Source organism: Micromonospora sp. MH99, assembly GCF_021442385.1.
GTDB lineage: Bacteria > Actinomycetota > Actinomycetes > Mycobacteriales > Micromonosporaceae > Micromonospora.
Map to the genome: position 1 here is coordinate 1 of NZ_MUZA01000043.1, position 10,762 is coordinate 10,762.

At 72.8% G+C, this 10,762-nt stretch carries 10 protein-coding genes; 6 read left to right on the plus strand and 4 right to left on the minus strand.

Translation table 11 applies throughout. The features are described 5' to 3' along the window. A partial coding sequence (gene tilS / locus B0E54_RS21075; RefSeq protein WP_234587417.1) for a tRNA lysidine(34) synthetase TilS occupies positions 1 to 762 on the plus strand: 762 nt, incomplete at its 5' end. Here the strand turns inward: tilS and B0E54_RS21080 are convergent. Next, positions 749 to 1,729, minus strand: a complete 981-nt coding sequence (locus B0E54_RS21080) for a GlxA family transcriptional regulator (RefSeq protein ID WP_234587419.1) — start codon at positions 1,727 to 1,729, stop codon at positions 749 to 751. The two genes, tilS and B0E54_RS21080, sit on opposite strands and share 14 nt — an antisense overlap. Before the next feature lie 138 nt (positions 1,730 to 1,867). Here B0E54_RS21080 and B0E54_RS21085 point away from each other — a divergent pair, with 138 nt between their 5' ends. From B0E54_RS21085 to folE, 4 genes are all read left to right on the plus strand, one after another. Continuing rightward, positions 1,868 to 2,017, plus strand: coding sequence for a hypothetical protein (locus B0E54_RS21085; RefSeq protein ID WP_234587421.1), 150 nt, complete (start codon positions 1,868 to 1,870; stop codon positions 2,015 to 2,017). Between the two features lie 100 nt (positions 2,018 to 2,117). Then, on the plus strand, positions 2,118 to 2,693 hold the full coding sequence (gene hpt, locus B0E54_RS21090) for a hypoxanthine phosphoribosyltransferase (RefSeq protein ID WP_030328005.1): 576 nt from the start codon (positions 2,118 to 2,120) through the stop codon (positions 2,691 to 2,693). Between the two features lie 571 nt (positions 2,694 to 3,264). Beyond that, positions 3,265 to 5,283, plus strand: coding sequence for an ATP-dependent zinc metalloprotease FtsH (gene ftsH / locus B0E54_RS21095; RefSeq protein WP_234587425.1), 2,019 nt, complete (start codon positions 3,265 to 3,267; stop codon positions 5,281 to 5,283). A gap of 35 nt (positions 5,284 to 5,318) precedes the next feature. Further along, positions 5,319 to 5,984, plus strand: a complete 666-nt coding sequence (gene folE, locus B0E54_RS21100; protein WP_234587526.1) for a GTP cyclohydrolase I FolE — start codon at positions 5,319 to 5,321, stop codon at positions 5,982 to 5,984. Between the two features lie 116 nt (positions 5,985 to 6,100). Here folE and B0E54_RS21105 read toward each other — a convergent pair whose 3' ends face one another. Together B0E54_RS21105 and B0E54_RS21110 are read right to left on the minus strand one after the other, a co-directional pair. After that, complete coding sequence (locus B0E54_RS21105; protein WP_234587528.1) at positions 6,101 to 6,802, minus strand: hypothetical protein; 702 nt, start codon at positions 6,800 to 6,802, stop codon at positions 6,101 to 6,103. 46 nt (positions 6,803 to 6,848) lie between these two features. Beyond that, entirely contained in the window at positions 6,849 to 9,410 is a 2,562-nt protein-coding gene (locus B0E54_RS21110) for an FtsK/SpoIIIE domain-containing protein (protein ID WP_234587427.1), read from the minus strand. A gap of 194 nt (positions 9,411 to 9,604) precedes the next feature. On the opposite strand from B0E54_RS21110, the gene B0E54_RS21115 reads away from it, so the two are divergent. Then, complete coding sequence (locus tag B0E54_RS21115) at positions 9,605 to 10,162, plus strand: hypothetical protein (RefSeq protein WP_234587531.1); 558 nt, start codon at positions 9,605 to 9,607, stop codon at positions 10,160 to 10,162. On the opposite strand, the gene B0E54_RS21120 is transcribed toward B0E54_RS21115, so the two are convergent. Then, positions 10,163 to 10,762: a hypothetical protein gene (locus B0E54_RS21120; RefSeq protein WP_234587430.1), complete on the minus strand. Its 600-nt coding sequence runs from the start codon at positions 10,760 to 10,762 to the stop codon at positions 10,163 to 10,165.

Below are 10,762 nucleotides of genomic sequence, written 5' to 3' on the forward strand. Positions count from 1 at the left end.
GGCTGGGCCCGCGAGTCCGGGTTCGCGCCCGTGACCGTCGCCCGGGTCGAGGTGGCCGGCCGGGTGGGTGGCCCCGAGGCGGCGGCCCGGGAGGCCCGCTACGAGGCGTTGACCGAGGCGGCTCGGCGGCACGAGGCGGTCGCGGTGCTCACCGGGCACACCCGCGACGACCAGGCGGAGACCGTGCTGCTCGCGCTCGCCCGGGGCGCCGGTCCACGCGGGCTGGCCGGCATGCCCGGCCGACGTGACCTGGGCGGGGTGCCGCTGCTGCGGCCGCTGCTGGAGATCGGTCGGGAGCAGACCCGCGCCGCCTGTGCCGCGCTCGGGCTCAGCCCGTGGCAGGACCCGCACAACACCGACCCGTCGTACGCCCGCTCCCGGGTGCGCGCCGACGTGCTGCCGGCGTTGGTGCGGGCGCTCGGGCCGGGCGTGGTGGACAACCTGGCGCGTACCGCCCGGCTGGTGGCGGCGGACAACGCCGCCCTCGACCAGACGGCGGCGACGGCGCTGGCGGCGGCCCGGCACGCCGCCGGTGGGCTCGCGGTGCCGGAGCTGGCCGGTCTGGCCGCCGCCGTACGCACCCGGGTGCTGCACGCCTGGGCACGGGAGCTGGGCGCGGTGCCCGGGGCACTGTCGCACCGGCACGTCGCCGCGCTGGACGCCCTGGTCACCGACTGGCACGGTCAGGGTCCCACCGACCTGCCCGGGGGTGTGCGCGTACTCCGTCGTGGCGACCGGCTGACGGCCCTCAGCTCGGGCTGAGCGCCCCGGCGGCGTCGGCCCGGTCCCGGAAGGTGGTCCGGTAGCTGTGCGGGGTGGCGCCGACCCGCCGGCTGAAGTGGTGGCGCAGCGCGGCGGCGTCGCTGAAGCCGGCCTGGTCGGCGACGGCCTCCACGCTCAACGGGGTCTCCTCCAGCAGTCGCCGGGCGAGCAGCACCCGCTGGTTGGTGAGCCAGTCGTGCGGGGTGGTGCCGGTCTCGGCGCGGAACCGGCGGGCGAACGTGCGCGGGGCCATGCCGGCGCGGGCGGCCAGCTCCTCCACCGTGATCGTCCGGTCCAGGTGCCCCATCAGCCACTCCAGCACCGGTTCGAGGGTGGGCGCCTCGGGGGCCCGGGGGATGGGCGCCTCGACGTACTGCGACTGGCCGCCGTCGCGGTGCGGCGGGACCACCATCCGCCGGGCCAGCCGGGTCGCGGTGGCCGAGCCGTGCACCTGGCGGATCAGGTGCAGGCAGGCGTCGATGCCGGCCGCCGTGCCGGCGCTGGTGAGCAGCCGGCCATCCTGGACGTAGAGGGAGTTGCAGCGCACCCGGGCGCGGGGATGCCGGCGCTGCAGCTCGTCGACGTAGCGCCAGTGGGTGGTGCACTCCCGGTCGTCCAGCAGGCCCGCCGCGCCGAGCAGGAAGGCGCCGGAGCAGACGCTGAACAGGTGCGCGCCGCGCGCGTCGGCGCGGCGCAGCGCGTCGAGCACCGCGTCGGGGATGACGGTGCCCGCGCTGTGCGCGGGGACGGCCACCAGGTCGGCCTCCTCCAGCGGGCTGAGGTCGGCGTTCGGGGTGAGGTGGAAGCCGGCGGACGTCCGGACGGCAGCGCCGTCGGGGCTGCACACGTCGAACCGGTACCCCGGGAAGCCGTCGGCCGTCCGGTCGGTGCCGAACACCTCGGCCAGCACGCCGAGCTCGAAGGGAGCGACCTGGTCGAGGGCGAGGACGGCGACGGATCGGAGCATGTGACGAGGGTAACCCCAGAGGTGGCAGTAAATCGATGCCCAGTGGCATCTCTGCCACTGTCCGGCCGACGGGAGTCGGCGGAGACTGGTCTCAGTCCGGTGCGCACCGGCGGCGAAACCGACAGCAACCATGCGAAAGTGAGCGCCGCCATGGAGTTCCTGCTCTTCCTCCTGTTCCTCGTCCTGCTCGTCGCCGCCTCGGCGGCCGGCCTCACCGCGGACAGCCACGACTCGGCCGACTGGAAGCCCAGCGAGGACGGCCGCCGCTGGCGGTCTCGCACCAGCTGATGCGTTTGATGTCCTTTGCGCCGAAGATCCCCGGCGGGACCGCGCCGAAAGGTGCGGCCCCGCCGACGGAGGCCATCGGACGTACGGCAGGCTAGGAGTCATGGCTGACGGCTCCTGGTACGACGCCGACATCGACCACGTGATCATTTCCGAGGCGCAGATCCGCGAGAAGACAGCGGAGCTGGCCAAGCAGGTCTCCGCCGACTACGCCCACGTGGGCGACGGACTGCTGCTGGTCTGCGTGCTCAAGGGTGCGGTGATGTTCATGGCGGACTTCGCCCGGGCGTTGGGCCGCAACGGCCCCCCGGCCGAACTCGACTTCATGGCCATCTCGTCCTACGGCCAGGGCACCACCTCCTCCGGGGTGGTCCGCATCCTCAAGGACCTCGACCGGGACATCGCCGGTCGGCACGTGGTGGTCGTGGAGGACATCGTCGACTCCGGCCTGACGCTCTCCTGGCTGCTGCGCTACCTGGAGTCGCGCTCGGCGGCGAGCGTCGAGGTGGTCGCGCTCTTCCGCAAGCCGGACGCGGTCAAGGTGCCGGTTCCGGTGAAGTACGTCGGCTTCGACATCCCCACGGAGTTCGTGGTCGGGTACGGCCTCGACTTCGGCGAGCGGTACCGGGAGCTGCCCTACGTCGGGGTGCTCAAGCCCGAGGTCTACGCCCGGTCCTGACGGCCGGCAGCCGGTCTTGGCCGCCGCTCGCCTGGTTCTGACGCCGCCCGGGCCGGCCCGGACGGGTCGCGCCCCGGTCGAGTGAGAGCAACTCGCATCGGTATTCGTCAAGCCGACGTTCAGCGGGCTCTCAGCTGTTCCGGTTACCGTGGAGCCCGGTGGCGCGGAGGCAACTTCGCGCCCGGCCCCTCGACCGCGTGACCGGGCGTGCGGGTGGCCGGGCCGGATTCCCCGCCACGCCGGTTCTTGCCCGGACCCGCCGTACGCCTGGTGCGGGGCTGGCGAGGCCGCTCACGGAGCCCGTCGTCGATGGCGACGGACAACCGGGGGTGGGACTCGCGGGCCTGCTCCTCACGTGCACGGGCCTTCGATTGATGCACCACTGCGGGGCTCGCAAGCTCACTCCTCGCGTACACGGTGTACCGTCGAATGACCGCGGCGCGGCAGTTTTCGCGCCTCGGGGTCGAGGCCGGCCCGCACGGCGGCTCCGACGCCGCCCAGGGCGGCGACACCATCAGACGGTCAGGACGTCGATCAGGAGGATGCGGGCGCTCCGGCGCTCGACAACAGTATGGAACGTACGCGTTTCTTCCGCCGACCGGTGGTCTGGATCATCCTGGTCATCCTCGGCGCCGTTGTGCTCAGTCAGCTGTTCACCGCTGGTCCCAGCTACCACCGCGTGGACACTTCCGTTGCGCTCGACCAGCTCCACACCGCTCAGATCAACAAGGTCGTCTTCCAGGACAAGGAGCAGACGCTCCAGCTGGACCTGAAGAACAAGACCAAGTTCGGTGACACCAACACCGACCGGATCGAGGCCCAGTTCCCGTACCAGGCTGGGGACGAGATCTGGAATGAGGTGCTGGACGCCAAGGCGGCCAACCGGGTCACCGGCCCGGCCGACGCCAAGGTCTCGTCGGACAGCATCTGGGTGAGCCTGCTGGTCAACCTGCTGCCTATCGCGCTGCTCGTGCTCCTGCTGCTGTTCTTCATGTCGCAGATGCAGGGCGGCGGCTCCCGGGTGCTCAACTTCGGCAAGTCCAAGGCGAAGATGATCACCAAGGACACTCCGAAGACGACCTTCGCGGACGTCGCGGGTGCCGAGGAGGCCGTCGAGGAGCTGCACGAGATCAAGGACTTCCTGCAGAACCCCGCGAAGTACCAAGCGCTGGGCGCCAAGATCCCGAAGGGCGTGCTGCTGTTCGGCCCGCCCGGCACCGGCAAGACCCTGCTGGCCCGCGCGGTCGCCGGCGAGGCCGGGGTGCCCTTCTACTCGATCTCCGGCTCCGACTTCGTGGAGATGTTCGTCGGTGTCGGCGCGAGCCGGGTCCGCGACCTCTTCGAGCAGGCCAAGTCGAACGCCCCGGCGATCGTCTTCGTCGACGAGATCGACGCCGTCGGCCGTCACCGCGGCGCCGGCATGGGCGGCGGCCACGACGAGCGGGAGCAGACGCTCAACCAGCTGCTCGTCGAGATGGACGGCTTCGACACCAAGGGCGGGGTCATCCTGATCGCGGCCACCAACCGGCCGGACATCCTCGACCCGGCGCTGCTGCGCCCGGGCCGGTTCGACAGGCAGATCCCGGTGGACGCCCCCGACATGGAGGGCCGCAAGGCCATCCTGCGGGTGCACGCCAAGGGCAAGCCGTTCACCCCCGACGTCGACCTCGACTCGGTGGCGCGGCGTACCCCGGGCTTCAGCGGCGCCGACCTGGCCAACGTGATCAACGAGTCGGCCCTGCTCACCGCCCGCAAGGACCAGCGGGCGATCACCAACGACTCCCTGGAGGAGTCGATCGACCGGGTGATCGCCGGTCCGCAGCGACGGACCCGGGTGATGAGCGACCAGGAAAAGAAGATCACCGCGTACCACGAGGGTGGGCACGCGCTGGTCGCCTGGGCGCTGCCGCACGCCGCGCCGGTGCACAAGGTGACGATCCTGTCCCGTGGCCGCTCGCTGGGCCACACCCTGGTGCTGCCGACCGAGGACAAGTACACCCAGACCCGCGCCGAAATGATCGACACCCTGGCGTACGCGCTGGGCGGCCGGGCCGCTGAGGAGCTGGTCTTCCACGAGCCGACCACCGGCGCCGGCAACGACATCGAGAAGGCCACCCAGCTGGCCCGCGCGATGATCACCCAGTACGGCATGAGCTCGAAGCTCGGCGCGATCAAGTACGGCACGAGCGGAGACGAGCCGTTCCTCGGCCGCAACATGGGCCACGAGCGGGACTACTCGGACTCGGTGGCCGCCGAGATCGACGGCGAGATGCGGGCACTTGTCGAGCTGGCGCACGACGAGGCCTGGGAGATCCTGGTGGAATACCGGGACGTCCTGGACAGCATCGTGCTCGAGCTGATGGAGAAGGAGACCCTCTCCACGGCCGACATGGCGCGGATCTGCGCGCGGGTCGTCAAGCGCCCGCCGCTGGCTCCGTACAACGGCTTCGGCAAGCGCCAGCCGTCCACCGAGCCGCCCGTGCTCACCCCTGCGGAGAAGGACAAGCTCAAGGCGCAGGCCCAGGCCGACGGCGCGCAGGCGTCCGTTGGTGGCGGCACGCCGTCCAACAACTCGGACGGTACGCACTGAGCAACGACCCGACGGCCAGCTCCCCTCACCGGGAGCTGGCCGTTTCCGCGACCGAGCCCGACGGCGACGACGGGCTGGACTACGTTGCCGCCCGGCTGATCAGCGGCCGGTTGACCGGCCGTCCGGTCGAGGACGCAGTCGACCTCGGCCGGATCGAGAAGGCCGTCCGGGAGATCCTGATCGCCGTCGGCGAGGACCCGGACCGCGACGGGCTCCAGCAGACCCCGGCCCGGGTGGCCCGCGCGTACGCCGAGCTCTTCGCCGGCCTGCGCGTCGACCCGGCCCAGGTGCTCAGCACCACCTTCGAGGCCAACCACGAAGAGCTGGTGATCGTCCGGGACATCGACGTGATGAGCCTCTGCGAGCACCACCTGCTGCCGTTCCGGGGCAGCGCGCACATCGGCTACATCCCCGGCCCGGACGGGCGGATCACCGGCCTGTCCAAGCTGGCCCGCCTCGTGGAGGTCTTCGCCCGCCGACCCCAGGTGCAGGAGCGGCTCACCTCGCAGGTCGCCGACCTGCTGATGAGCAAGCTCGCCCCGCGCGGCGTCGTCGTCGTGCTCGAATGCGAGCACATGTGCATGGCGATGCGGGGCATCCAGAAGTCCGGTGCCAAGACCATCACCTCGGCGGTGCGCGGCATCCTGCAGTCCGACTCCAAGTCGCGGGCCGAGGCGATGGCGCTGATCATCCCCCGCTGACCTGGCGAACGCGACAACGGCCGGCCGTCCCCTCCGGGGTGGCCGGCCGTCGCATATCCGGGTGTCGCCTCTGCGGTGGCCGGCGCTCGTTTCGGGTTGGCCTGCGCGGCGGCGGGTCAGCCGGCCAGCAGGGCCAGCAGCAGGCCGGCCGTGACCAGCACCGCCGGCACCAGACAGACCAGCGCACCGAGGCGTACCGTCCGGTCCAGCCGCTCGCCGGGGCTGGCGTGGAACACCCGACCGACGGTCACCCAGCCGGCGACGAAGGCGACCGCCGGCATCGGGAGCCCAGCGATCAGGGCTGCCACGCTGGCCGGGCCGGTACCCGTCGTCGCGTACACGATGACCTGGATCAGCGGCACCAGCAGCGCCAACGGCCCGTACACCAGGAGGTTGCGCGCCCGCGCGGGCCAGGAGGCCGGTCGGAGGCCGCGACGTGCGGCCAACGCCGCGTCCGCGGCCTCGGCCTGACCCCGCGCGGCCCGCAGCGCCGCCAGCACGGCGGCCGGACCGCCGGCCATCGACCGGGCCGCCTCGGTCAGCTCCGGCGGCGACGGCACCAGCGAGATCGCCGGTACGCCACGCTCCCGCAGCCGCTCCTGCTGACTCGCCAGCCCGGCGCGCACGACAGTCAGTTCCTCCCGGGCGGCCTCCGCCGAGCGGGCCTGCTCACCGGCAGCGGCAGCCGCGCCGCGCCGGATCGCATCCAGTTGCCGCGCCGCCGCCAGATACTCGGCCCACCCGCTGACGGGTTCGGCAGCCGCCGGCGTGCCATCGCCGTCCGACCCGGCGGTCCTCTGCCGCCCCGGCCCGGTCACCGTAGCGTTCGACCCCACACCGACACCTCCCGCGCGCACCGCCCGCTCACCCCACCCCGTCGGCGAACGGCACCAGGACCGTGCCCCGCTCGTCCGGACCGTCCCACAGCGCCGCCCGCTCCGGGTGCGCCCGCCACTCCACCGGCCGGCCGAAGACGGCGGCGAGCTGCGCCGCCGGCACGTCCAGCACCACCACGGCGGCGAGCTTGTCGACCTCGCCGTCCGGCTCCAGCAGCGCGGCGAACGGGGGCACCGCCCGCCACCAGCCCAGCAGGTGCCGCCCCGCCGGCGGCCCGTCCCGCAGCAGCGCGCGCAGCCGGTCGGCCGGCAACTCCCGCGGCCCGGGCCGATCCAACCCGAAGACCACCAGGTACGTCGGCAGCTCCCCGTCGGCGTCCGCGAGCAGCGTCGGCACGTCCACCAGGCACGCCGGATGGCGGGCCGCCAGCTCGGTCGTCAACTCCTCCGCCAGGGGGCGTGCCCCCTGGTCCGGGGCGGCCACCAGGAACCGGGCGGTGCCCGGCGGGTGATGAGCCGCGGTGCTCCGGGCCGCCGTCGCCAACAGCCCACCCGCCGCCGGTCCCGAGCCCAGCACGGCGAGGTTGCGACCGGCCGCCGGCCCCATCGGAACGGCAACCGTCGTACGGGCCACGTCCACCGCCCGGCCGAGCAGAGCCGCCGGCCCGTGCGCCTGGCCCGCCAGGGCCGCCCGGTGACGCGGATCGTTGCTCAGCAGCGGACGAGCGTAACCGGCGAACACCACAGGTGGCGCCGACCCGGCCGGCCGGGCCGCCCACAGCTCGTGCCGCAGTTGCTCGACGACCTCCGGATGGTCCAGCGGATCCGGGTGACGGATCAACCGCTCGTGGCCACGGATCGCGCCCCGGGGGCCACCCAGCCCTCCGGCGGTGTTCACCACCGCGCTGCCCACCGGCAGCCCCGCGGCCGAGTCGTTGGTCGGCTCCAGCACCGGGCCGCCACCCGGCAACGCCACCCGCACCGGGAACTGTCCGAGAACCGAATCCCGGTGCCCGGCGTCCGCGCGGCCACTCAACCCCAGCTCACCCGCGCCGGCCAGCACCAGGTGTACGCCGTACGCCCGACCGGTGCGGGCCAGCTGGTCTACCTGCGCGGTCAGCTCGCCGGCCAGCCGATCGCGCTCAGCGAAGAGCAGCGGCACATTGTCCACCATACAGACGATGCGGGGCAGCGAGCGGTGCTGGCGCAGCTCCGCGAAGCGCTGCCCGCCGGCCCGCCCGGCCGCCTCCGCACGGCGCTGCACCTCGGCCGTCAACTGGTCGAGCAGATCCCGGACGTACTCCCGGTCGGCCGCCATCGCCGCAGCCCGCACGTGCGGGATCCAGGAACGGTCCCGCTCGGTCTGCAGAAACTCCACGAACGACTCACCGTCGCCCAGATCCGCCAGGTACAGCGCCAGGTCGTCCGGGCCGTACCGCGCAGCGAGCCCCAGCAGCGCGGTGGTCAGGAACGCCGCACGTCCCGCCCCGGAACGGCCGCTGACCAGCCAGTGCGGGGTCAACTCGGTGAAGCCCAGCGGCACCGGCCGGCCCCCGGCGTCACCCACCATCGTGGTGAGGCTGTCCGAGGAGTCCGCCTCCCAGAGTTGCTCACCCGTCGCCGGCAGGAGATCGGCCAACGCCAGCCGGGAACCCGCCTCCACCTGGGCTGCGAGCCGTCGACAGACCGCGTCGACGAGATCCGCCGGCGGGTCCGTCTCCACGAAGACCGGTGAGTTCAACCCGCCAGGTGGCTCGGCACCGGGGCTCGCGAACGACGCCCCCGGCGGATCGCCGAGCAGCGCGTACGCGTTGCGCAGCACCAGCGAGGTCGCCTGCGGCAGCGGCGCCCGGGACGCGTACGGGCCCGGTGGCGGCCAACCGGCCACCACCAGGTGCAGGCCGGCCGCGGGCCCCTGCTCGGCCAGCGCCTCGATCCGGGCCAGGTCGGTCGGGCCGGTCAGCTCCGGCAACGCGGCGACCACCAGCAGCAGGGTGCGGTCGTGGCGACGACGCCCGCTCGCACCCGGGGTCACCCACTGCTCCGCCTCCGTCAACACCGCCCGCAGACCCGCCACGTCCACCGCCGGTGGCGGCAGCAGCCCGGCATCGCCCAGTGCGGCGAACGGCGTCAGCGCCGCACCCGTGGCGTCCACCGCGCGCACCAGCAGCGCACCGGCGGGCGCCCCGCCCAGCAACCGCAGCAGCACGGCCCGCAGCAACCCCGCCACCCGGGGCTCCCGCGCATCGGCGTCCACGCTCAGATGCCCGGCCCCGATCAGCGGCACGAGCGCCGGGAAACGGGCGTCATCCAACGGTGCCGCCGTACCCACCCGCACGAAGGGCGGCGGGCCGTCACCCGCCGGGGAATCCACGGTGAGCGAGTCCAGATTGGCGCCCGACCAGCCCGGGGCCAGCCGCGCGGCAACCACCCGCAGCCGGTCGGCCAACTCGTACTGGCGGCGCTGATCCGCGGGGGCCGGTCGAGTCTCGTCGAGGATGCCGGCCGCGGCGGTCACGACAGCTGCGGCCCGGCGGTGCAGCGCCGCCGCTCGGTTCGTGCGTGCCTTCGGACCGGCCACCGTGTCCACCCCCTCACCCGAGGTTGGCAACCCCTCCCCGAGCAGTGACGGTAACCCAGCCCGAGCCGCTCCTCCGGGAGGTACCACGGCGGTGCGCCGGTGTTGTCGCGGATCTCACCGGTGGGGAGGGGTCCGTCACGATCCGCTGGATCTGAGGCATTGGCTCCGGGCCGTCCAGCCGATAACTTCAGGAGGTGGAATCAGTGCAGCCCCCCGCCGGTTCCCAGGTCTCCCGCGTACCGGCCCAACGGACTCCGTCCGAGCAGCTGCCGCCGGCCCCGCCAGCGCCGGCACCACAACCACGCCGCCGCCGACTGCGAACCGTCCTCACCGTGGTCGGTGGGGTGCTCGCCCTGCTCTGCCTCGGTGCGGTGGCGACGGGGTACGTGTTGTACACCCGCGCGGCCGCCCCCGACCGCAGCGCCCCCGACGTGGTTGTCGTCAACTACCTACAGGCGGCGCTTGTGTCTCGCGACGTCAACAGGGCCAAGCAATTCACCTGTGACGGTGCAGTTCCGGCGCTGGATGAGTTCGGCGCACAGGTAGTCCGACGAGAACGAGAACTGGATGTATCGTTTTCGATCAACATCGAAGGTGTCGTCGTTTCCAAGGTCAGTTCACGTGACGCTTCGGTTATCGCTGTTATCCGCCGTAGCGCATCAATCGACGGAGTTCAGCAAAGTCTGGCTGACACCTGGCGGTTCGATGTTCAAGACAGAGATGGCTGGCGTGTGTGCACCGGCAGCAGGGTCAGCCAGTAGTCATTCGATCCACAGCAGATGGACCGGAACCTCCAGGGTGGTGGGTGACTGGCCACGCCAGGCCCAGCGGTACCACTCGACTTCGGGCGTGATCCGCACGCAGATGTCGCCCTCGGCCCCGGAGTAGGTCTCGGTGACGGCCCGCATGTCCCGGTGCTCCAGCCCACCCTCGACGTGCACCACCCGGCGGCCGGTGACCGCGTCCGCCTCGAACACCGGCGTGGGGGACCGGTGGGACGGCCCGTCCAGCGAGACCAGCCGGATGCCGGTGTCCCGGGTGCCGTCCGATCCGGGCCGTTCACCGACAGTCTCCACCCAGACCCGCTCCACCGGCACCAGCGGCGCGAACACCTCGACCTGGTCGGCCTCGGCCCGGTACCACTCGTGCTCGGGGATGACCGGCACGTAGGTCCGGGCACCCTGCACGACGCGGTCGTCCGCGCGCAGGTCCCCTCGCCAGCCCAGCCCGGGCAGGCCGACGAGCACCCGCTGCCCGCGTAATTCCACACGTCCGGTGGCGGGCACGATGGCGAGTGGGCGGGGTGGCCGGGGCGCCCAGTCGGGCTGGTCGGCGAACGGGTCCGGCATCGGTCCGGTCAT